General features: G+C 67.3%; 21 protein-coding genes. 4 read left to right on the top strand and 17 right to left on the bottom strand.

Translation table 11 applies throughout. The features are described 5' to 3' along the window. Positions 1–76 precede the first annotated feature (76 nt). Positions 77–1,012, top strand: coding sequence for a YihY/virulence factor BrkB family protein (locus tag ACM26W_RS07770; RefSeq protein ID WP_416140257.1), 936 nt, complete (start codon positions 77–79; stop codon positions 1,010–1,012). Between the two features lie 45 nt (positions 1,013–1,057). Here the strand turns inward: ACM26W_RS07770 and ACM26W_RS07765 are convergent, their stop codons facing one another. Both ACM26W_RS07765 and ACM26W_RS07760 read right to left on the bottom strand, forming a co-directional pair. Beyond that, on the bottom strand, positions 1,058–1,285 hold the full coding sequence (locus ACM26W_RS07765; RefSeq protein ID WP_416140256.1) for a lipopolysaccharide assembly protein LapA domain-containing protein: 228 nt from the start codon (positions 1,283–1,285) through the stop codon (positions 1,058–1,060). 122 nt (positions 1,286–1,407) lie between these two features. Next, positions 1,408–2,832, bottom strand: a complete 1,425-nt coding sequence (locus ACM26W_RS07760; RefSeq protein WP_416140255.1) for a phospholipase D family protein — start codon at positions 2,830–2,832, stop codon at positions 1,408–1,410. 344 nt (positions 2,833–3,176) lie between these two features. Here ACM26W_RS07760 and ACM26W_RS07755 point away from each other — a divergent pair, with 344 nt between their 5' ends. Beyond that, positions 3,177–4,595: a xanthine/uracil/vitamin C permease gene (locus ACM26W_RS07755; protein ID WP_416140254.1), complete on the top strand. Its 1,419-nt coding sequence runs from the start codon at positions 3,177–3,179 to the stop codon at positions 4,593–4,595. 88 nt (positions 4,596–4,683) lie between these two features. On the opposite strand, the gene ACM26W_RS07750 is transcribed toward ACM26W_RS07755, so the two are convergent. Then, positions 4,684–5,487 carry a glycerophosphodiester phosphodiesterase family protein gene (locus tag ACM26W_RS07750; RefSeq protein WP_416140253.1) on the bottom strand — a complete coding sequence of 268 codons (804 nt, stop codon included), beginning with the start codon at positions 5,485–5,487 and terminating at the stop codon, positions 4,684–4,686. A gap of 184 nt (positions 5,488–5,671) precedes the next feature. On the opposite strand from ACM26W_RS07750, the gene ACM26W_RS07745 reads away from it, so the two are divergent. Together ACM26W_RS07745 and ACM26W_RS07740 are read left to right on the top strand one after the other, a co-directional pair. Then, entirely contained in the window at positions 5,672–6,226 is a 555-nt protein-coding gene (locus ACM26W_RS07745; protein WP_416140252.1) for a hypothetical protein, read from the top strand. 105 nt (positions 6,227–6,331) lie between these two features. Further along, positions 6,332–7,309, top strand: a complete 978-nt coding sequence (locus ACM26W_RS07740) for an NADPH:quinone reductase (protein ID WP_416140251.1) — start codon at positions 6,332–6,334, stop codon at positions 7,307–7,309. A 72-nt stretch (positions 7,310–7,381) separates the two neighbouring features. Here the strand turns inward: ACM26W_RS07740 and ACM26W_RS07735 are convergent, their stop codons facing one another. From ACM26W_RS07735 to ACM26W_RS07670, 14 genes are all read right to left on the bottom strand, one after another. Next, positions 7,382–7,627, bottom strand: coding sequence for a hypothetical protein (locus ACM26W_RS07735; RefSeq protein ID WP_416140250.1), 246 nt, complete (start codon positions 7,625–7,627; stop codon positions 7,382–7,384). Between the two features lie 41 nt (positions 7,628–7,668). Next, on the bottom strand, positions 7,669–8,304 hold the full coding sequence (ureG, locus tag ACM26W_RS07730; RefSeq protein WP_416140249.1) for an urease accessory protein UreG: 636 nt from the start codon (positions 8,302–8,304) through the stop codon (positions 7,669–7,671). 18 nt (positions 8,305–8,322) lie between these two features. Continuing rightward, a complete protein-coding gene (locus ACM26W_RS07725; RefSeq protein ID WP_416140248.1) occupies positions 8,323–9,111 on the bottom strand; it encodes an urease accessory protein UreF in 789 nt (262 codons plus the stop codon). After that, complete coding sequence (ureE, locus tag ACM26W_RS07720; RefSeq protein ID WP_416140247.1) at positions 9,089–9,631, bottom strand: urease accessory protein UreE; 543 nt, start codon at positions 9,629–9,631, stop codon at positions 9,089–9,091. The genes ACM26W_RS07725 and ureE overlap by 23 nt, the downstream gene beginning before the upstream one ends. A gap of 11 nt (positions 9,632–9,642) precedes the next feature. Beyond that, positions 9,643–11,352, bottom strand: a complete 1,710-nt coding sequence (ureC, locus tag ACM26W_RS07715) for an urease subunit alpha (protein WP_416140246.1) — start codon at positions 11,350–11,352, stop codon at positions 9,643–9,645. Continuing rightward, positions 11,349–11,669 (bottom strand): urease subunit beta, encoded by a 321-nt coding sequence (locus ACM26W_RS07710; protein ID WP_416140840.1) that lies wholly within the window; start codon positions 11,667–11,669, stop codon positions 11,349–11,351. Before ACM26W_RS07710 ends, ureC begins: the two co-directional genes overlap by 4 nt. Before the next feature lie 25 nt (positions 11,670–11,694). After that, the gene (locus tag ACM26W_RS07705) at positions 11,695–11,997 is read right to left on the bottom strand and encodes an urease subunit gamma (protein ID WP_416140245.1); all 303 of its coding nucleotides are present in this window, start codon (positions 11,995–11,997) and stop codon (positions 11,695–11,697) included. Between the two features lie 32 nt (positions 11,998–12,029). Then, complete coding sequence (locus ACM26W_RS07700; RefSeq protein WP_416140244.1) at positions 12,030–12,938, bottom strand: urease accessory protein UreD; 909 nt, start codon at positions 12,936–12,938, stop codon at positions 12,030–12,032. 310 nt (positions 12,939–13,248) lie between these two features. After that, positions 13,249–13,947, bottom strand: coding sequence for an urea ABC transporter ATP-binding subunit UrtE (gene urtE, locus ACM26W_RS07695; RefSeq protein ID WP_416140243.1), 699 nt, complete (start codon positions 13,945–13,947; stop codon positions 13,249–13,251). Next, positions 13,947–14,771 (bottom strand): urea ABC transporter ATP-binding protein UrtD, encoded by an 825-nt coding sequence (gene urtD / locus ACM26W_RS07690; RefSeq protein WP_416140242.1) that lies wholly within the window; start codon positions 14,769–14,771, stop codon positions 13,947–13,949. The genes urtE and urtD overlap by 1 nt, the downstream gene beginning before the upstream one ends. Next, positions 14,768–15,922, bottom strand: coding sequence for an urea ABC transporter permease subunit UrtC (gene urtC / locus ACM26W_RS07685; RefSeq protein ID WP_416140241.1), 1,155 nt, complete (start codon positions 15,920–15,922; stop codon positions 14,768–14,770). The genes urtD and urtC overlap by 4 nt, the downstream gene beginning before the upstream one ends. A 3-nt stretch (positions 15,923–15,925) precedes the next feature. Further along, on the bottom strand, positions 15,926–17,629 hold the full coding sequence (gene urtB, locus ACM26W_RS07680; protein ID WP_416140240.1) for an urea ABC transporter permease subunit UrtB: 1,704 nt from the start codon (positions 17,627–17,629) through the stop codon (positions 15,926–15,928). Positions 17,630–17,717: 88 nt separating this feature from the next. Beyond that, positions 17,718–19,061: an urea ABC transporter substrate-binding protein gene (gene urtA, locus ACM26W_RS07675; protein ID WP_416140239.1), complete on the bottom strand. Its 1,344-nt coding sequence runs from the start codon at positions 19,059–19,061 to the stop codon at positions 17,718–17,720. 309 nt (positions 19,062–19,370) lie between these two features. Continuing rightward, positions 19,371–20,873 (bottom strand): tripartite tricarboxylate transporter permease, encoded by a 1,503-nt coding sequence (locus ACM26W_RS07670; RefSeq protein WP_416140238.1) that lies wholly within the window; start codon positions 20,871–20,873, stop codon positions 19,371–19,373. Positions 20,874–20,912: the final 39 nt, after the last annotated feature.

Raw genomic sequence — 20,912 nt, 5'->3', positions numbered from 1 at the left:
CATCAGCCCCAGATGCGTTGACGCAAGGCGCAGCGGCGGGCGTATGATGCAGGGACGCCCATGGAAGGCCAGCCCGATGCCACTCTCCTCCCCACCGCGTCCCTCGCGCCCCTCCGTCTTTCCCCTGCTGCCGCGGGTGGCGATCTTTCTGTGGCGGGTATTCACCGCCTTCCTGCGCAATCGCGGCATCCTGCTGGCCGGCGGCGTAGGCTATAACATCCTGCTCTCCATCGTGCCGCTGTTCGCGCTGCTGGTGGTCCTGCTGGCCCGAGTGGTGGATGAAACACACCTGCTCGGGGTGTTGAGCGTGCAGGCGCAGCACCTGGCCCCGGCCCATGCCGAGGTGCTGCTCGATGCGGTGCGCGCCCTGCTCGATACCCGCGAAGTGATCGGCATCCTCGGCTTCCCGGTGCTGCTGCTGTTCAGCTCCTTCGCCTTCCGCATGCTGGAGGACGCCCTGGCGATCATCTTCCACGCCCCGGACACCCACCAGCATGGCCGCAGCGCCTGGGTCTCGGTGCTGCTACCCTATGCCTTCATGGTGGTGCTGGGGGCGGGGTTGATGGCGCTGACCCTGCTGGTGACCCTGGCCAGCTCGCTCAATGCCCTGTGGTTGGCGCTGTTCGACCGCGAGCTGCCGATGGCCGGACTCTCAGGGCCGGTGCTCAACCTGGCCAGCTTCCTCGGCGTCTTCCTGCTGTTCAGCGCCATCTACAAGGTGTTGCCGGTGGTTCAGGTCGCCCTTCGCCGGGCGGTCATCGGCGGCCTGGTCGCCGCCCTGCTGTGGGAAGGGGTGCGCCTGCTGCTGGTCTACTACTTCGCCAACATCTCCTTCGTCAACGCCGTCTACGGGTCCCTGGCCACCCTGATCGTGGTGCTGCTGAGCCTGGAGGTAGGCGCCATCATCCTGCTGCTCGGCGCCCAGGTGATCGCCGAGCTGGAGCGCAATGCTCGGCTCGGCCTGCCCTGGTACGTCGACCCGCGGCGCCAGGCGGTGACCCACGTGGAGTAAGGGTCAGGTGTGAGGGGGGACGTGTCAGTGGCGGACCCGCAGCGCTTAGCGCTCGGCGGGTTCGGAATCGCCTCGGCGCAGCCTGCGGATCAAGCCCATCAGGCTCTTGCCACTGATCATCCCCAGCAGGTAGATCACCACCAGCAGCAGCGCCAGAGGCAGCGACAAGCTCCAGGTCAGGAAGCGCACCTCCACCATGGCGATGTTCTGCACGAAGAGAATCAGTACCAGCGCCGTGATGATCAGCTTCACGGCCAGCAGCAGCTTGTCCATGCCTGGTCTCCCTCTCGAATTGGCCCTTCCAAGCTGGCCGGCTGCCCAGCGGCTGTCAAGCAATACAACGGCCAGGAAGGTAGAGAGCCCTCAGCCGTCAGAAAGTGGAGAGCCATCAGCCATCAGAAAGTGGAGAGCCCGCTGGCCTCCATGACCCGATAGCGCAACCGCTGCCAGGCGGTGGCGTCATCATGGGCCGCGAAGGGCTCACTGGTGGTCCGGTCGGGGGAGCTGTACCAGCGGCGCTCGAAGAAGGCTGAAGCCTGGTCCAGGGCCGGTGAATCGAGGTCGCCCAGCAGCCGGACGCTGGTCTCCAGGTTGAGGTTGTCGAGGTTGCGCCGGGTGAAGTTGGCCGAGCCGAGGATCAGCTCCGCCTCGCCCCCATTCGCGGGCCGGCGCAGCAGCAGCTTGCTGTGGCACTGCTCGCCCTGGGTGGCGCACCAGCGCACCGCGATGCCGGCCTCGACGAGCTCGCGCCCCACCGGCCGATTGGGGATGCCGCCCTTCTCCAGACCGAAGGCATCGCGATTGAGGTCCAGCAGCACGCGCACCTCGGCGCCTCGCTGCCTGGCCTGCTTGAGCGCCTCGATCACGCCTCGGTGGGAGAGGTAGAAGACCGCCAGGTCGAGGCGATCACCCGCACCGCTGGCCTCGATGGCCGCCCGCAGGGCGTCGCGGATCGCCCCCTCGGTGAGCAACTGCAGCCGGGCGCCCTCGGCTGTCGACGAGGGCGCCAGTGGCCGTGGGCCCGGCAGGCGGACGCCGGACCAGGCGGCGACCGTGCGCTCCGAGGCCAGCAGGTCCAGGGCCGCGGCACCCTCGAAGCGCAGGGCGACGTTGCCGTGGAGGCTGCTGGCGTCGTGGGGGTTGGCGGAGGTCACCAGCCCCGCCCAACCCTCGCCGCGGTCGACCACCAGGGTCTTGCGGTGGTTGGCATTGAAGTTGAGCAGCGACAGGTAGCTGCGCAGGGTGACCCGACCGGGGCCCAGGGCATTGGGCAGCCAACCCGCCCGGGCGCTGTTGCCCAGCCAGCGCGGCCCCAGGTGCCAGAGGCCCGACCACAGGGGGTTGGAGGCACGCAGTCGATCGAGATCGGTCAGCACCACGCCGATGCCGGCATGACGCAGCACCGCGAGGTGGTCGGGCTCGATGCCGCCGTAGAGGGTGTTGAGCGGGTCGCTGATCACCACCGCCTCGAGCTCGGGGTGGCGACGCTTCTGCTCGACCAGGGCCTCGGTCAGCTCGGCAGAGAGCGGGCGCAGGTCACCCGCCTCGCTCTCACCGGCGAAGTCGTTGAACAGGAACATGTCCAGCACCACCAGGTGCCGGGCCTGGCCGATCAGCGCCAGCATCTCGTCGAAGATGGCCTGCTCGAGACGGCGCTCACCCGCCGCATCGAACCAGGACTCATCGGCCAGGAAGTGCACCTCATCGACGGAGTGCTCCGGCCATGCCACGCCGATGCCCTCCGGGAGCGGCTTGATGCGCTGCCAGAGGCCCATGGCGAGCCAGGCCACCAGCACCGCCGTCACGATCCATGGCCACATGCGTCGCCTCCTCGTTCTCTCCACGCCCTTTCCCTCGCCCTGCCCCTCGAGCAACGCCCATTGGACCAAAGTTTACGTTTACGTAAGCTACCGAAATGGCCCGTCGCGTGTCGACAACAATACCGCCATTTGCCGGCTTGTTGGCGTCATTTCCGAGTCATTTTGCGATATTTCCACACCCCAGCCTCACGATTATCGACATTCTCGGCAGGCCAGAGACGAACCACCTCGTTACAAGGTCGAATGTTCCCTCCCGGCTGCCCCGAGTACAAACCCCTCAGCCAAGAACAACAACAGCCAACGAGGAATGCCCATGAACAACCCGAACCGCTGAGGTTAACGACGTGCTACTGAAACGAAAGTATGGTGAGGAACAACCCTACTGGCCGGTGGGACCCTTCAAGGTTCGCCTCCCCTTCATCCATTTCCCCTGGGCCATCCCGGAGACCATCCAGGCGCTGGTGATGTTCGTCATCTCCCTGGGCATGATCCCGCTGCTGGAACAGTATCTCGGCATCCCCTACGAGGTAGCGCTGGCCTTCGTGGTGGTCTGCGGCATCGGCTTCATCCTGCCGCCACTCCTCGGCATTCCCTTCATCGCCGGCTGGATCACTCCGGCCATTCCCGTCGTGCTGCTGTTCATCGGTCAGTATGAGCCGGGGCCGGACGCCCTCAAGGCGATGATCGCCCTGCAGCTGATGGTCACCGCCATCTTCCTGTTCATGGCCGTCACGCGCCTGGGTACCAAGCTGGTCAACAACGTCCCGGACTCCATCAAGGCGGGCATCCTGCTGGGCGCCGGCATCGCCGCCATCAGCGGCGAGATCAGCGTGGGCGGCCGCCTCTACAATACCCCCATCTCGCTGGGCATCGGCGGCCTGATCACCCTCTACGTGCTGTTCTCGCTCTCCTTCCGCGACCTGGCCGAGAAGTACCGCTGGGCCCGCAACATCGTCGCCTACGGTATGGTGCCGGGCATGCTGATCACCATGGCCATCGGCTGGGGCGTGGGCGAATACCCGCTGCCGACGGTGGAGTGGGGCATCGCCATCCCCGACTTCGGCGGCATCTGGGCCTACCTGCCCTTCTCCATCGGCGCTCCCGGCCCCGAGCTGATGATCGCCGCGATTCCCACCGCCATCATCGCCTATATCATCGCCTTCGGTGACATCATCGTCGGCCAGACCCTGATCAAGCGCGTCGACCACCTGCGTCCCGACGAGAAGATCGAGGTCGACGTCGACCGCGTGCACCTGATCACCGGCCTGCGCAACCTGATGCACGCCCTGCTGGCGCCCTACCCCGGCCTCGCCGGCCCGCTCTTCACCGGCGCCATGGCCACGGTCACCGAGCGCTACCGCTATGGCCGCAAGGCGATGGAGACCATCTACTCCGGCACCGCGGTGTTCTGGATCGTCGGCTTCTTCGCCCTGTTCATGCTGCCGCTGGTCACCGCCTTCCGTCCGGTGCTGCCGATTGCCCTCTCCATCACCCTGCTGATCACCGGCTACCTCTGCATCGCCGTGGCCGTGGAGCAGATCAAGAACGCCACCGCCATGGGCGTGGCCGGCATCATGGGCGTGGTACTGGCCACCCACGGCGCCGCCTGGGGCCTGGGCATCGGCCTGATCCTCTACTTCCTGATCGAGCACCGTGCGCGCAGCGTGCGTGACGCCGAGGCCGAGGAACCGATCCACGTCGAGGACGACATGGTGGTGGAGCAGGATGACGGCCGCGAGGAGATCACCCCGGCCACCCGCTGAGCCCTCTGGCAACGCACCGGCCAGTCTCGGCCGGCAGCCAGAGGGCCGCCCCACCGGGGCGGCCCTCTGGCGTGTGCGGCTGGCCGTTTCAGTGACCGACGGGCAGATGCCCCGCGAAGCGGCCAGGATCATCGCTGATGACGCTGGTCACTCCCCAGGCCCACTGATGGGCGAAGGCCGCCGGATCGTTGGCGGTATAGCAGAGCAGCGGATAGCCGGCCTCGCGAACGGCCCGAGCGCTGCGCTGGCTCAGGCGCGTCCAGTCGGCATGCACGCTGAAGGCCTCGAACGTCTCACAGCGCTGCCGCCAGTCGTCGGGAATCCCCTCGAACAGTGCGCCCAGGGCCAGCCGCGCGGCGGGGGCCAGGTCCCGGGCGCAGGCCAGCGCCTCGGCATTGAAGGAGGAGACGATCAGCCGCTCGGGCGGCAAGGCATCCAGGGCCGCGGGCAGCGCCTCTTCCACCAGGGCCGCGGCGCTGCGTCCGCGGTTCACCTTGAGCTCCAGGTTGAGGCCGAGTCCCAGGGCATCGATAAGGGCGAGCATCTCGGAGAGGGTCGCGATGCGCTCGCCGCGAAACTCATCGCCGAACCAGCCGCCCACGTCCAGCCGCCGGGCGCGGGGCAGGTCCAGGTCCGCGAGGCGGGCGCGACCGTCGGAGCAACGCTTGAACGTGGCGTCATGCCAGACCACCGGCGTGCCGTCGCCCAGCAGCTGAACGTCCAGCTCGACCCAGCGGCAGCCCGCCGCCTGGGCGGCGCGCACCGCGGCGAGGGTGTTCTCGGGGGCCCGGGCCGACAGCCCACGGTGGGCGATCAGGCGTGGCAGGTCGATGGCCGGATGGGGCGTGGCGGGATGGGGCATGACGGGATGGGGCGTAGTGGGATAGCTCATGGGGCCTCTCGCGTCCTTGAGGGGCTGGCCGCCACGGCGCGAGGCAGTGGCAACCAGCGATGGACGACAGCATAGCGAGATGCAGGGCACAGGCACAGGCCCCCGAGGGGCCGGGTGGCGCCCGAGTGTGGGAGACTAAATGTGCTAGGCTTCGCGCCAACCGGTCATGGAGTGGAGAACGACGATGAAGGTGGTGAGTCTCGAGCCCGGCGCCAGGCGCGATGCCTGCCTGGCGCGGCTGTGTGCGGCGGTCCATGGTACCCAGGCCGGACTGGCCCCGCTCGTGGCCTTCAGCGGCACCCGTCACCTGCTGTTTCCCGCCGAGGCGGCCCGCCTCTGGGCCCTGATGGACAACAGGGGCCAGCCCCTGGCGCTGGCCCTGCTGGTCATGGACGAGAGCGGCGAAGGGATGGCCCTCACGCTCGCCGCCTCCCTCGAGGAGAGCCGCGAGCCCCTGCGGCGCCTGATCCGCGATCTGGCCCTCAACGCGCCTCTCTGCGCGACGACGAGCGAGTCCCTCGACGAGGCCTTCCTGGGCGAGTGCGGGCTCACCCGCTGGACCCAGGATGCCCAGGGGCAGCGGGTCGCCCTGGCCTTCCGGCACCCGGCGGCGCTATCCGGCAAGCTGGCAGCGCCGCTTGCCTTCGATGAGCAGGCCGTTCTGCGCCGCTTCAAGCAGGAGCGCGCCTTCTTCGAGGCGGAAAAGCAGGCGTTTGTCGAAGGGCTCGGCGACGCCTGAACCCGCTGCCGACTTGACCGCAAGGGGGATCGGCGTTTGGATGATTGCCCTATCCCGACTGTCACTCACCCCGTACATCTTTCATTAAAACAAGGACTTACCGACATGTCCAAGCGTATTCAGTTTGCCCGCACCGGCGGCTCCGAGGTACTCGACCTCATCGATGTGTCCCCCGCCGAGCCCGGCCCGGGCGAGGTGCGGGTCGCCAACCGCGCCATCGGCCTCAACTTCATCGATATCTATTTCCGCACCGGGCTCTACCCGGCGCCGTCGCTGCCCGCCGGGCTCGGCACCGAGGGTGCCGGCATGGTCGATGCGGTGGGCGAAGGGGTCACCCACCTAGCGCCCGGCGATCGCGTCGCCTATGCCCAGGGGCCGCTGGGCGCCTACGCAGAGCTGCATACCCTGCCCGCCGACAAGGTGGTGGCACTGCCCGACGCCATCGACTTCGAGACCGCCGCGGCCAGCATGCTCAAGGGCCTGACGGTGCAGTACCTGATGCGCCAGACTCATCCGCTCAAGGGAGGCGAGACCATCCTCTGGCACGCCGCCGCCGGTGGCGTGGGCTCCATCGCCTGCCAGTGGGCCCGGGCACTGGGCGTGAAGCTGATCGGCACCGTGAGCTCGCCGGAGAAAGCAGCCCTGGCCGAGCAGAACGGCGCCTGGGCCACCATCGACTACACGAAGGAGAACGTGGTCGAGCGGGTGCGCGAACTGACCGACGGCGCCATGTGCGATGTGGTCTACGACTCGGTGGGCAAGGATACCTGGGAGACCTCGCTCGACTGCCTCAAGCCACGCTCGCTGATGGTCAGCTTCGGCAACGCCTCCGGCGCCGTGGAGGGGGTCAATATCGGTATCCTCAATCAGAAGGGCTCCCAATTCGTCACCCGCCCCAGCCTCAACGGCTATGCCGATACGCCCGAACGGCTGCAGATGATGGCCGACGAGCTCTTCGCCATGCTCGAGAGCGGCAAGCTCAAGGTCGACATCTCTCACCGCTACCCGCTGAGTGAGGCCGGCAAGGCCCAGGACGCCCTGCAGAGCCGCCAGACGACCGGCTCCACCATCCTGCTGCCCTGATTCACCACCTTGACGACAAATGCAGAACGCCCGGCCACAGGCCGGGCGTTCTGCGTAGGGGCATACGGGGCCTCAGCGCTGGCGCTGCAGCCGGCGCTGGCGCAGTGACCGCCGCACCAGCAGGGCCAGGCCCGTGATGCCCAGCATGGCGAAGGCCCCCGCCACCAGCAGCAGCGGACTGCCGGTGTGGGCGTGCACATCGGGTGCGCCGTGGCCCGGGTGCCCCAGGGCCGCCCCGGCAAACAGCAGCAGGAAGGGGACAGCGGCGAGTGCGGCGGCCAGGCCAGCAGGCGCGGTGAGGGTAAAGGAATGCTTCATGGCGGCGTCCTCCTTGCGGACAGGTTCAATGATCAAGGGCATCAGGCGGTGGCGATGGCCTCGGGCCGGCGTTCCGGGAGCATGCCGCGGTCGAGGATGAACTGAATGATCGTCTCGAGCCCCACGCCGTCGTAGAGGTTGGTGAAGACGAAGGGGCGCTCGCCGCGCATCGTTTTCGAGTCGCGCTCCATCACCTCGAGCGAGGCGTGCACCTGCTCGGCGATGTCGATCTTGTTGATGATCAGCAGGTCCGACTTGGTGATGCCCGGCCCGCCCTTGCGCGGGATCTTGTCGCCGGCGGAGACGTCGATCACATAGAGGGTCAGGTCCGAGAGCTCGGGGCTGAAGGTGGCCGAGAGGTTGTCGCCGCCGGACTCCACCAGCACCAGCTCGAGGCCCGGATGGCGCGCCTGGAGTTCGTCGATAGCGGCGAGGTTCATGGAGGCGTCCTCGCGGATGGCGGTATGGGGACAGCCGCCGGTCTCCACGCCGAGGATGCGGTCGGCCGACAGCGCCTCGTGCTTGAGCAGGAAGTCGGCATCCTCCCGGGTGTAGATATCGTTGGTGACCACGGCGATATCGTAGTGGTCGCGCAGCGCCAGGCAGAGCTGCTTGAGCAGGGCCGTCTTGCCGGAGCCCACCGGGCCGCCGACGCCGATACGCAGGCAATGGGTCATGGTCGTTCTCCTGGTTGTTCAGCTTCGAAAGAGCCGTGAATACTGGGTTTCGTGCAGGGCGCTGGCCAGCGCCAGGCCAGGCAGCGCCGGGCCGAGGGCGTCGTCGGACAGCGAGAGCGCCTCGTCCACCGCGGCCAGCAGCGCCGGGCGCAGCCGTTCCACCAATCGCTGGGCGGCGGTGTGGCCCAGCGGCAACGCCTTGCAGGCGACGGCCAGCTGGTTCTCCAGCCAGGCCCAGGCGAAGCCCAGCAGCGCCTGGCGCGGGGTGATGCCACGGACATGGGCCGTCCAGGCGAACAGGGTGACGTAGCCGGCACCCCCGGGCAGCAGCGCCGGTACCTCTCTCGAAGGGCTGCTCGAAGGGCTGCTCGACGGGCTGCTCGACGGGCTGTTCGGCAGCAACTCGAGGCTGCCGAGCAGCCGCGCCAGCGAGGCGCCGAGCCGGGCGTCCTCGGCGGCGAGTTCCGCGGTCTCACGGTTGGCGGCGAGCCACTGGTCCCACTCGGCCACCGCCTCGCCGTCGCCCGCCGCCCAGGCCGCCTGAAGGCGCGACAGCACCGGCAGCTCGCAGCGGGTCAGGCCATCAATGAGCACGCCTTCGAGCCAGTCGCCGAGGCTCACCTCGTCGGTCACCCAGCCCAGCTCGAAGGCGCTCTCCAGCCCCTGGGAGAAGGCGAAGGCGCCGATCGGCAGCGCCGGACTGACCAGCTGCAGCAGGCCCAGCAGCGCCAGGTCGTCGCCCTGCTCTGACGCCGCCCCCGACGCAGGCGGCGTCATGGCCACCTCAGTGGGCATGGGAGTGGCCATGATCGTGGTGCTCGTGGTCATGATCCTGGTGGCCGTGGCCGTGGCCGTGGCCGTGGCCATGAGAGTGCCCGCCCTGCGGCTGGTAGGCGCCTGGCTCCGGGTCGAAGGGGGCCTCATTATGCTCGAGCGTCGCCCCCAGCAATTCGGCCAGCTCCTCCAGCACGTGATCCGGCGGGAAGCGCACATAGCCCTGACCAGAGGGTTCGTCCTCGCCCAGCGCCAGCTGCACGTGGCGATTGCCCAGGTGATAGGCGAGCCGCGCCAGCGGCAGGCCCGCGGCGATGCGCGCGGTCACCACAGGCTCGGCGGCCGCGCGGATGCGCACCACCTCCCCGCTCTCGGCGCGCAGGCCCTCGCCGTCGCGCAACACCGGGCCTCGATCCAGGAAGAGACCCAGTTCACGGCCGCTGTCGCTCAGCGCCTTTAGCCGCCCCTTGGTGCGCGGCTCGAAGGGCAGCGTCAGGGTATCGGTGGCCTGGCCCGCCGTAACGGGCCCCAGGCGTTCGGTCAGTTTCAGCATGTCGGGCTCTCCTAGAAGAGGTGATACCGCTGTGCCAGCGGCAGCTCGGTGGCCGGCTCGCAGGTCAGCAACTCACCGTCGCAGCGTACCTCGTAGGTCTGCGGATCGACGGTCAGCTCCGGGCAAGCGTCATTGAGTTTCATATCTTGCTTGCGCACGCCGCGTACGTTGCGGCACGCCGAAAGCTCACTGTGCAGCCCCAACCGCTCCTTGATGCCCGCCTCAATGGCCGCCTGGCTGACGAAGCTGACCCGGCACTGGCTGGCGGCGCGACCGAAGGCGCCAAACATCGGCCGGTAGTGCACCGGCTGGGGCGTGGGAATCGAGGCGTTGGGGTCGCCCATGGGGGCGGCGGCGATCATCCCCCCCTTGATGAGCATGGCGGGCTTGGTGCCGAAGAAGGCCGGCTTCCAAAGCACCAGGTCGGCCAGCTTGCCCACCTCCACGGAGCCCACTTCGTGGCTGATCCCGTGGGTGATGGCCGGGTTGATGGTGTACTTGGCGATATAGCGCCGGGCGCGGAAATTATCGGCGCTGAGTGCCTCGTCTTCCGGCAGCAGGCCACGCTGCACCTTCATCTTGTGGGCGGTCTGCCAGGTCCGGCACACCACCTCGCCCACCCGCCCCATGGCCTGGGAGTCGGAGGCGATCATCGAGATCACCCCCAGGTCCTGGAGGATGTCCTCGGCGGCGATGGTCTCGCGGCGGATGCGCGAGTCGGCAAAGGCCACGTCCTCGGGAATGTTGGGGTCCAGGTGGTGGCACACCATCAGCATGTCCAGATGCTCGTCGATGGTGTTGACCGTGTAGGGACGCGTCGGGTTGGTGGAGGACGGCAGCACATAGGGCTTCGAGCAGGCGGTGAGGATATCCGGCGCGTGGCCACCCCCGGCCCCCTCGGTGTGGTAGGTGTGGATGCCCCGCTCCTTGAAGGCCGCCAGGGTGTCCTCCACGAAGCCTGACTCGTTCAGGGTGTCGGTGTGGATGGCGATCTGGACGTCGTAGCGCTCGGCCACGCTCAGGCAGTTGTCGATGGCCGCCGGGGTGGTGCCCCAGTCCTCATGCAGCTTGAGGCCCATGGCCCCGGCCTCGAGCTGGGCCTGGAGCGCCTCGGGCAGGCTGGCGTTACCCTTGCCCAGGAAACCGATGTTCATGGGCAGGTCGTCCACCGCCTGGAGCATCTTGCCGAGGTGCCACTCCCCCGGGGTGCAGGTGGTGGCGTTCGACCCCGTCGCCGGCCCGGTACCGCCACCCAGCATGGTGGTGATGCCGCTCATCAGCGCCTCCTCCACCTGCTGGGGGCAGATGAAGTGGATATGGGCGTCGATGCCGCCGGCGGTGAGGATCTTGCCCTCGCCGGCAATGATCTCGGTGCCCGGGCCGATGACGATCTCGACGTCGGGCTGGGTGTCGGGGTTGCCCGCCTTGCCGATGGCCTTGATCCGCCCGCCCTGGAGGCCCACATCCGCCTTGACGATGCCCCACCAGTCGAGGATAAGGGCGTTGGTGATCACGGTGTCCATCACCTCGTCGTCATGGCGCTGGCTCTGGCCCATGCCGTCGCGGATCACCTTACCGCCGCCGAACTTCACCTCCTCGCCGTAGTGGGTGGCGTCGCGCTCCACCTCGATCCACAGCTCGGTGTCGCCGAGGCGCACCCGGTCGCCCACCGTGGGGCCGTACATATCGGCATAGGCCTGGCGGCTGATGCGGGTGCTCATACGTCACCTCCATCCAGCTTGCCCATCACTTCGCCGCGAAAGCCGTAGACATGTCGCCGGCCAACGAAGGGGATCAGCGTCACCTGGCGGGTCTGGCCCGGCTCGAAGCGGATCGCGGTGCCGGCGGCCACGTCGAGGCGATAGCCCCGTGCGCGGTCGCGGTCGAAGACGAGCGCCGGGTTAGCCTCGGCGAAGTGGTAATGGGAGCCTATCTGGATCGGCCGGTCGCCGGTGTTGGCAACCTCGACGCTGATCCGCTCGCGCCCCTCGCAGAGCGCGATCTCGCCATCCTTCAACTGATACTGTCCTGGAATCACTGGGCCGGGAATCATCGCGGTCTCCTTAGACGATGGGGGTGTGAACGGTGACCAGCTTGGTGCCATCCGGGAAGGTGGCTTCCACCTGCACCTCGTCGACCATCTCGGCCACCCCCTCCATGACGTCGTCGCGGGTGATGATCTCGCGACCGGCGCTCATCAGCTCGGCCACGGTGCGCCCATCCCGGGCGCCTTCCAGGATCTCGAAGCTGATCAGCGCCACGGCCTCGGGGTAGTTGAGCCTGAGGCCGCGGGCGCGGCGGCGCTCGGCCAGCTGAGCCGCCATGAAGAGCAGCAGCTTGTCCTTGTCGCGGGGGGTCAGTTCCATGTCGGTGTCTCCGTGGGCTAAAAGGGAAAGCCTCAGGTCAGCCAGATGCGTGGCGTGTGAGCCTCGAGGCCGAGCAGTCTGGGGCGCAGTACCCGCCAGGCGGCCTCGCACAGCCCCCAGGCCTCGCGGCGCTCATCGCCCAGGTAGCGCAGCAGCAGCACCCCGTGGCGCACAGTCACCGCCCAGCGGGTCGAAGCGGGAAGGCTTGCGCGCAGCGCCTCGATGGCCTCGGTCTCATCAACCAGGCCCACCACCCAGAGGGTCGCCTGGAGGGTGGCACCGCCCTGCCCCCAGCGTCCCTTGAAGCGCGGATGGGCCGGATCCAGCGGCTGGCGCTCCAGCCACAGCGGTTTGCCGTCGCGGGTGAGCCGGAAGCGCTGATCGATACGCCCCGAGACAAAGGGCAGCTCGCTTGCCGGACGCCCCAGGGCCAGCACTTCCCAGCCCAGGCAGCGGGCGCTGCCGGCCAATTCGAGGGTGGTGGTCTGCTCGCCCCGGGCCCCATCGAAGGCGATCGTCTCCTGGGGCAGCCACTCCAGAACGCCGCCGTCGGCGACCTCGAGTCGCGTGGCCTGCTGCCAGGCCACCCCGTGGCTGTCGGCGCGATAGAGCTTGTTGGCGGCCGGCGTGGTCAGCAGCACCCGGGCGCCGCTCTCGACCCCGACATTGATGCTCAGGGCGTCGCCGCTGACCAGGCCGCCGGGAGGGTGCAGCAGGTAGACATGGCAGGGGCCGGGGCGGCCTCCCGCATCGCGCCCTTCGGGATAGAAGGGGCGCTGAACCCGCAGCGGTCCCCGATGACGGGACCGTGTCATGCGGGTCACCCCATCGCGGGCCTCGAAGCCGAGAACGAGAGAGGCCGCCCAGCGGCGTCCGGCATCGAAGCGATGGCCGGAGTCCGTCGGCGTCGTGGCATCCAGGGAGGTCTCGAAAGCGGTCATGGGCGGCTCGTGATCCAGCGTGTCTGACCAGCTTTCAGCAAGGGCCGTACCAAAATGGGGAAGAGGATATTTTCCTATTATTAATCATGTAGTTGAATATCTCACCAGGCTCGACTTAGCACCCTTTATGCCTTATCGCGGTGCGCCACCGCGGGCCGTCAAGCACCTTGTGGGTGCAGTCCGGCGGACGGGCGATCCATCAAAGTGCAAGCCACCCCCCCTGCTGGCCATAGAGGGCGTATTGCCACTCGCCTTTATTCCCTGCTCTCTCCGTCAGGCGTGCGATGCCCGACGTGCAACGCGTCAGGCCCTAGACCGTGAGGTGCGCCTTGATCAGCGCATCGGTCAGCTCACCGATCGGCCCCCGGGCAACCGGCCGGCCGCGATCCATGATCACGAAGCGGTCGGCGTACTTGCGGGCGAAGGGTAGCTTCTGCTCCACCAGCAGCACGGTCAGGCCATCCTCCTTGATCAGCCGGCGGATCACCTCGCCGATCAGGGTGACGATATTGGGCTGGATGCCCTCCCCCGGCTCATCGAGAATCAGCAGGCGCGGCTCGATCACCAGCGCACGACCGATGGCCAGCTGCTGCTGCTGGCCGCCGGAGAGGTCCCCGCCGCGGCGATGCTTCATCTCCTCGAGAACAGGAAAGAGCTTATAAATCCGCTCGGGAATCGTCCGGCGGCCGTCGCCACGAGCGGCGAGGCCGGTGCGCAGATTCTCCTCCACGGTGAGGAGAGGAAAGATCTGCCGCCCCTGGGGCACATAGCCGATGCCCAGGCGCGAGCGATCCTCCACGCGCTTCTTCGTCAGCTCCACGTCATCGGCGTAGCGGATGCTGCCGCCGGCAACGGCCACCTCGCCCATGACCGCCTTCATCAGGGTGGTCTTGCCCACGCCGTTGCGGCCCATCACGCAGGTGCACTCCCCCGCCGGCACCGCGAGGTCGAGATCCCACAGGGTGTGGCTCTCGCCGTAGTACTGGTTGAGCTTGTCGATGGTCAGCATCACGCCTCCTCGCCCAAGTAGACTTCCACCACCCTCGGGTCATTCGACACCTGGTCCATGCTCCCCTCCGCCAGCACGCTACCTTGGTGGAGCACCGTCACTTGGCGCGCGATGGAGCGCACGAACCCCATATCGTGCTCGACGACGACAACGGATTGTTTCCCCGCCAGCCCGGTCAGGAGCTCGGCGGTGCGCTCCATCTCCTGCTCGGTCATGCCGGCCACCGGCTCGTCCACCAGCAGCAGCCGCGGGCGCTGCATCAGCAGCATGCCGATCTCCAGCCACTGCTTCTGGCCGTGGGAGAGAATGCCCGCCGGTCGGCCGTGCACCTCGGTCAGTCCGATGGTGCCGAGCACCTCCTCGATGCGATCGCGGATCTCACCGCTCATCCGCGCCGTCAACGTGGGCAGGATGCGCTTGTCGGCAGCCATGGCCAGCTCCAGGTTCTCGAACACCGAGAGCGCCTCGAACACCGTGGGCTTCTGGAACTTTCGCCCGATGCCGAGGCTGGCAATCTCCGGCTCGTTCATGGCCAGCAGGTCGTGACGGCTGCCGAACCATACCTGCCCAGCATCGGGGCGGGTCTTGCCGGTGATGATATCCATCATGGTGGTCTTGCCGGCGCCGTTGGGGCCGATGATGCAGCGCAGTTCGCCGTCGTCGATGGTCAGGTTGAGATTGTTGATGGCCTTGAAACCATCGAAGCTCACCGTAACATCTTCCAGATAGAGGATCGGGCCATGGCGCACGTCCACCGGCGAGGCCGCCGGCACCAGGAAGTCGAAGACGCGATCGCGGTCGGCGAGGGATCTCAGCAGGCTCATACGGTAGCCTCCTTCGCCGGTGTGTGGGCATCGTCGTCGCCGGCGCCCCGCCGCCGCTTGCGGAAACGATACCCCAGCAGGCCGGCCACGCCACGGGGAAGGAACACCGTCACCAGCACGAACAGCGCACCGAGGGCGAACAGCCAGGCATCGGGCATCACCCCGGTGAACACCGTCTTGGCGTAGTTGACCAGTATCGCCCCGATCACTGCGCCGTAGAGGGTCGCCCGCCCGCCCAGCGCCACCCACAGCACGATCTCGATGGAGAACAGCGGCGAGAACTCGCTGGGGTTGATGATGCCCACCTGGGGCACGTAGAGGGCGCCGGCCAGGCCCGCCAGCATGGCCGAGACCACGAAGACGAACAGCTGGAAGCGCTCGACCCGGTAGCCGAGAAAACGGGTGCGCGCCTCGGCATCGCGGGTGGCGATGCACACCCGTCCCAGCTTGCTGCCGACGATGGCACGGCACAGCAGGTAGCCCAGGGCCAGCGCCACGCCGGTGGCCAGGAACAGGCCGAGGCGGGTCTCGTTGCTGCGCAGGTTGAAGCCGAGGATGTCTCGGAAGTCGGTCAGTCCGTTGTTGCCGCCGAAGCCCATCTCGTTGCGGAAGAAGGCCAGCATCAGGGCGAAGGTCAGCGCCTGGGTGATGATCGACAGATAGACACCGGTGACCCGCGAGCGGAACGCCAGGAAGCCGAACACCAGCGCCAGGGCCCCCGGCGCCAGCAGCACCATCAGGAAGGCAAACCCGGCCATGTCGAAGCCGGCCCAGTACCAGGGCAGGCTCTCCCAGCTGAGAAACACCATGAAGTCCGGCAGTTCCGGGTGGCCATAGACCCCGCGGTCGCCGATCTGGCGCATCAGGTACATGCCCATGGCGTAGCCACCCAGGGCGAAGAAGGCGCCGTGGCCGAGGCTCAGGATGCCCAGGTAGCCCCACACCAGGTCCACCGCCACGGCGAGCAGCGCATAGCTCAGGTACTTGCCGAACAGGTTGACGGTATAAGCATTGACGTGCAGCGCGTGGCCCTGGGGCACCATCACATGCAGCAGCGTCACCAGGGTCATGGCGGCCAGCAGCACGGCCAGGAACAGCTGTGTCGAGCGCTCCGCAAAGGGGCGCGTCAGCCAGAATCTCGAAGCCAGCATGGATCAGCCCTCCGCCGCACGGCCCTTCTGCGGAAAGAGTCCGCGGGGGCGCTTCTGGATGAACAGGATGATGAAGACGAGCACGATGATCTTGGCCAGCACGGCGCCGGCCCAGGGTTCCAGCACCTGGTTGATCACGCCCAGCGACAGGCCCGCCACCAGGGTGCCCCAGAGGTTTCCCACGCCGCCGAACACCACCACCATGAAGGAGTCGATGATGTAGTTCTGGCCCAGGTTGGGCCCGACGTTGGTGAGCTGGGAAAGCGCCACCCCGGCCAGGCCCGCGACACCGGAGCCCAGGGCGAAGGTGAGGATATCGACCCGGGTCGCGCGGATGCCCATGGAGCGGGCCATGGCGCGGTTCTGGGTCACCGCCCGCACCTCGAGCCCCAACCGCGTACGCCGCATGATCAGCATCAGGCCGGCGAATACCAGCAGGGCAAAGCCGATCACCATCAGGCGATTGAGCGTCAGCGACAGGGCGTCGTTGATGGCGATGGAGCCGCTCATCCATTCCGGTGAGACCACCGTGCGGTTCTGCGGCGAGATCACCGTGCGTACCAGTTGCTGGAGGATCAGGCTGATGCCGAAGGTGGCCAGCAGGGTCTCGAGCGGCCTGCCCTTGAGGAACTGGATCACGCCCCGCTCGATGGCGATGCCGGCCAGCGCCGCCACCAGGAAGCCGGCGGGGATCGCCAGGATCAGCGCCAGGCCGGGCTGGCCAGGCAGCAGCTGCTGCATGGCCCAGGTGGTGTAGGCGCCCAGCATGATCAGCTCTCCGTGGGCCATGTTGATGACCCCCATCACGCCGAAGGTGATGGCCAGGCCAATGGCCGCCAGCACCAGCACCGAGCCCAGCGACAGGCCGAAGTAGAGCGTCTCCACGGCCCGATTGACCTTGAGCAGTTGCTCGATGTCGTTCAGGGCGTTGCGCGCCGCGTCGGCCAGCACCGTACCGTCGCCCGACGCCGCGTCTCCTTCCATCGCGCCCGACGCCGCGTCTCTTTCCATCGCGCCCGACGCCGCGCGGTTGAGCGCCACGCGCACCCTCGGATGCAGGCTACCCTCGAGCTCGGCCACCGCGGCCACCTCACCCTGTTCCAGGCGGTGGATGGCCAGCGCCTGAACCAGGCGGCTGCGCACCCGGGCGTCCTCTTCGCCTTCGATCACCTCGGCCAGGGGACCGGCCAGGTCGGCGTCCACCTCGCCCAGCAGCCGCTCGGCGGAGGCGCGTCGCAGGCCGAGATTCGGCGAATAGAGATCCACCACAGCGATGGCGCTGCGCAGCTGGTTGCGCAGCGCATTGTTGATGCCGATGCGCTCCAGTTCACGGCGCGACATCTCCCCCAGCGGCTCGCCGGTCAGGGCATCTGCCACCGGCCAGTCACGGCCGCGGTTGTCGAGCACTACCACGAAGCGGCCGTCCTCGCCGCGCTGCAGGCGGCCGTCGAGCAACGCCTGCAGCCAGTCACGGGCGCGGGGATCGTCGCTCTGCACGATAACGTCGATGGCACGGGCCTTGTCGGCGAAAGAGCGCACGTCGAGAGACTCGAGCAGCGCCCGAGCGTCGGCATCCTCGGGCTGGGCCTGGGCGGCAGGGGGTATCAGCAGCAGGAGCAGGAGCAGGAGCGTCAGCAGCCTGGCCAGCGGGGCACGACCGGTTCGTGTCCTGGCCGAACCAGGCCAGGACGGCGGGAAGATCCTCATCGGGAGTTCCTCTGGAATTCGCAAGCGATAGAACGTCGAGAAGGCGTGCTCCCCCACCGCCGAACGGCGGCGGGGGATGGGGTGGGACTTAGTCGGCCAAGGCGGCCTCGGCCTCCTCGGCCGCGGTGCTGCCCCCGCAGGAGCCGCTGGCGACGTTGAAGTTGCCGCAGCGCATCGGGGCGCGCCAGTCGGCAATCAGGTCACGAGAACCCGGCAGGAAGTCGGACCAGGCATCGCCGACCACGGTGGACGGGGTCTGCCAGACGATATCGAACTGGCCATTATCCTGGATCTCGCCGATCAGCACCGGCTTGGTGATGTGGTGGTTGGGCATCATGGCCGCATAGCCGCCGGTCAGGTTGGGCACGGCCACGCCGATGATCGCGTCCTTGACGGCATCCACGTCGGTGGTGCCGGCCTTGCGTACCGCTTCCGCCCACATGTTGAAGCCGATGTAGTGGGCCTCCATCGGGTCGTTGGTCACCGCCTCCTCGTCGCCGGTCCACTCGATCCAGGCGTCGATGAAGTCGTAGTTGGCATCGGTGTCGACGCTCATGAAGTAGTTCCAGGCAGCCAGGTGGCCGACCAGCGGGCCGGTATCGATGCCGGTGAGCTCCTGCTCCCCCACCGAGAAGGCCACCACCGGGATATCAGCGGCATCGATGCCCTGGTTGGCCAGTTCTCGATAGAAGGGCACGTTGGCATCGCCGTTGATGGTGGAGACCACCGCGGTCTTCATGCCCTCGGAGCCGAAGCGGCGGATCTCGGCGACGATGTTCTGCCAGTCGGAGTGCCCGAAGGGGGTGTAGTTGACCAGGATATCCTCCTCGGCCACCCCGAATTCCTCCTGGAGATAGGCCTCGAGGATGCGGTTGGTGGTGCGCGGGTAGACATAGTCGGTGCCCGCCAGCACCCAGCGCTCGACCCCCACCTCGTCATGCAGGTAGTTCACCGCAGGAATGGCCTGCTGGTTGGGCGCCGCCCCGGTGTAGAAGACGTTCTCGGAGGACTCCTCCCCCTCGTACTGCACCGGGTAGAAGAGCAGGCCGTTGAGCTCCTCGAAGACCGGCAGCACCGCCTTGCGCGAGACGGAGGTCCAGTTGCCGAAGACCACGTCCACCTCGTGCTGCGCCAGCAGCTCTCGGGCACGCTCGGCGAACAGCGGCCAGTTGGAGGCAGGGTCCACCACCACCGCCTCGAGCTGACGGCCGAGCAGGCCGCCCTCGGCGCTCTGCTTCTCGACCAGCATCTCCACGGTGTCCTTGAGCACCGTCTCGCTGATCGCCATGGTGCCCGAGAGCGAATGCAGGATGCCGACCTTGATCGGCTCTTCCTGGGCCAGGGCCTGGCCGCCGGCCCCCAGCAGGGAGGCGCTCAGCAGCGCAGAGGTCAGTGGGCGAAGCCGCAGTGCCTTGCGATGGGACAGGGTCATGAGAATCTCCTTGCTCCCCGGTGGGGGGTCATTGTTGTCGGGCAAGGAGACTCAGCAAAGGCTGCGCCATCAGGAGAAATTCACTGAAATATTAACTAGTTATGATGGATCAGGAGCCAGCAGGTCGTTGCCGACAGGGCCAGGATGCACCCGGCCGGTGCATTGGGTCGGTCGCGGTGCGGTGGTGATGACTCATCCCTGTGAGTTCGCCCGCTACGCCGCACCTCGACGGTGCATCGGGCCCGAGGCCATGACGCAACGGGGGCGCCGGCATGGCCGGCGCCCCCACGGGCGCTGCGAGGCAAGGGGTCAGGCGCCCCGGCGGGTCCGCAACTTGCGCATCATCGGCTTGACCAGTGGCAGCATCAGCGAGAGTGCCGCGATGATCAGCAGCCACATGGAGATCGGCTTGTCGATGAAGACCATCCAGTCACCACCGGAGATCTGCAGGGCACGACGCATCGATTCTTCCATGATGCTACCCAGGATCAGCGCCAGGATCAGCGGTGCCGCCGGAAAACCGAACAGCCGCATACCAAGCCCCAGCAGCCCGAAGCCAAGCAGAAACAGCAGGTCGATCACGCTGAAGCTCATGCCGTAGACGCCAACCATGCAGAATATCAGGATCAACGCCAGCAACAGTGGGCGAGGCATTTCAAGGATCTTGGCGATGTAGGGAATCAGCGGCAGGTTGAGCACCAGCAGCATGATGTTGCCGATATACATACTGGCAATGACACCCCAGAACACATCGGGACGGTCCACCAGCATCGCCGGCCCGGGGCTGACCCCCATGACCAGCAGGGCACCCAACAAGACCGCCGTGGTCCCGGAGCCGGGCACACCGAGGGTCAGCAACGGCACGAAGGAACCGGTACAGGCCGCGTTGTTGGCCGCCTCGGGTGCCGCCACCCCCTTGATGTTGCCCTTGCCGAAGGTGTCACCATCCTTGGCGATGCGCTTCTCCATGCTATAGCCGAGGAAGGAGCCGATGGTCGCACCGGCACCCGGCAGCACGCCGGTGAAGAAGCCCAGCACCGAACTACGGCCGATCGGGCCAGCGATTTGCCTGACCTCATGTCGGGTGAGCTTGAGCGACCCGATGGCATTACGTTCCGGCTCCTTGCCACCGCCACCGCGCAGCAGAATGTAGAAGACCTCGGCCAGGGCGAAGATGCCCAGTGCCACCACCAGGAAGTCGATGCCGTCGAGCAGGTGGGTGGTGCCGAAGGCGAAACGCACCGTGCCGGTCTGCAGGTCGATGCCGATGATCGAGATCATGATCCCCACCACGGCGGCGATCAGCCCCTTGACCAACGACTTGTCGGAGAGCGACACCACTGCCGTCAAGCCCAGGACCATCAGCGCGAAGTACTCCGCCGGGCCGAACGCCACGGCGACACGAGACAGCAGCGGCGCCACCATCATCAGGAAGACGATGGAGATGGTGCCGCCCACGAAGGAGGCATAGGCCGCGATGGCCAGGGCCTTTCCGGCCATGCCCTGCTTGGCCATGGGATAGCCGTCGAAGGAGGTGGCCACGGTGCCGGCCACGCCGGGAGCGTTGAGAAGAATCGACGAACTCGAGCCACCGAAAATGGCCCCGTAATAGACACCCGCCATCAGGATCAGGCCGGAAGATGGCTCCATGGCGAAGGTGATCGGGATCATCAGGGCCAGGGCGCTGATCGGCCCCAGGCCCGGCAGCATACCGATGATGGTGCCGGCGAAGACACCACCGAAGACATAGGCGATATTCATGGGCTCCAGCGCGATGCCGAAGCCATACATCAGGTTGTTCAGTGCTTCCATGAGCAGGTTCTCTCTCGCGGGCTGATCGTGTCATGAGAC

It is taken from the genome of Halomonas sp. HK25 (assembly GCF_047795635.1).
Taxonomy (GTDB): domain Bacteria; phylum Pseudomonadota; class Gammaproteobacteria; order Pseudomonadales; family Halomonadaceae; genus Halomonas.
Note: the sequence above shows the minus strand (reverse complement) of the source record. Positions and strands in the feature narration are given on the sequence as shown.

Coding starts and splice junctions, on each gene's coding strand:
- ACM26W_RS07770 (WP_416140257.1), top strand. CDS start 77: ATGCCACTCTCCTCCCCACCGCGTCCCTCGCGCCCCTCCGTCTTTCCC.
- ACM26W_RS07765 (WP_416140256.1), bottom strand. CDS start 1,285: ATGGACAAGCTGCTGCTGGCCGTGAAGCTGATCATCACGGCGCTGGTA.
- ACM26W_RS07760 (WP_416140255.1), bottom strand. CDS start 2,832: ATGTGGCCATGGATCGTGACGGCGGTGCTGGTGGCCTGGCTCGCCATG.
- ACM26W_RS07750 (WP_416140253.1), bottom strand. CDS start 5,487: ATGAGCTATCCCACTACGCCCCATCCCGTCATGCCCCATCCCGCCACG.
- ACM26W_RS07745 (WP_416140252.1), top strand. CDS start 5,672: ATGAAGGTGGTGAGTCTCGAGCCCGGCGCCAGGCGCGATGCCTGCCTG.
- ACM26W_RS07740 (WP_416140251.1), top strand. CDS start 6,332: ATGTCCAAGCGTATTCAGTTTGCCCGCACCGGCGGCTCCGAGGTACTC.
- ACM26W_RS07735 (WP_416140250.1), bottom strand. CDS start 7,627: ATGAAGCATTCCTTTACCCTCACCGCGCCTGCTGGCCTGGCCGCCGCA.
- ureG (WP_416140249.1), bottom strand. CDS start 8,304: ATGACCCATTGCCTGCGTATCGGCGTCGGCGGCCCGGTGGGCTCCGGC.
- ACM26W_RS07725 (WP_416140248.1), bottom strand. CDS start 9,111: ATGGCCACTCCCATGCCCACTGAGGTGGCCATGACGCCGCCTGCGTCG.
- ureE (WP_416140247.1), bottom strand. CDS start 9,631: ATGCTGAAACTGACCGAACGCCTGGGGCCCGTTACGGCGGGCCAGGCC.
- ureC (WP_416140246.1), bottom strand. CDS start 11,352: ATGAGCACCCGCATCAGCCGCCAGGCCTATGCCGATATGTACGGCCCC.
- ACM26W_RS07705 (WP_416140245.1), bottom strand. CDS start 11,997: ATGGAACTGACCCCCCGCGACAAGGACAAGCTGCTGCTCTTCATGGCG.
- ACM26W_RS07700 (WP_416140244.1), bottom strand. CDS start 12,938: ATGACCGCTTTCGAGACCTCCCTGGATGCCACGACGCCGACGGACTCC.
- urtE (WP_416140243.1), bottom strand. CDS start 13,947: ATGCTGACCATCGACAAGCTCAACCAGTACTACGGCGAGAGCCACACC.
- urtD (WP_416140242.1), bottom strand. CDS start 14,771: ATGAGCCTGCTGAGATCCCTCGCCGACCGCGATCGCGTCTTCGACTTC.
- urtC (WP_416140241.1), bottom strand. CDS start 15,922: ATGCTGGCTTCGAGATTCTGGCTGACGCGCCCCTTTGCGGAGCGCTCG.
- urtB (WP_416140240.1), bottom strand. CDS start 17,629: ATGAGGATCTTCCCGCCGTCCTGGCCTGGTTCGGCCAGGACACGAACC.
- urtA (WP_416140239.1), bottom strand. CDS start 19,061: ATGACCCTGTCCCATCGCAAGGCACTGCGGCTTCGCCCACTGACCTCT.
- ACM26W_RS07670 (WP_416140238.1), bottom strand. CDS start 20,873: ATGGAAGCACTGAACAACCTGATGTATGGCTTCGGCATCGCGCTGGAG.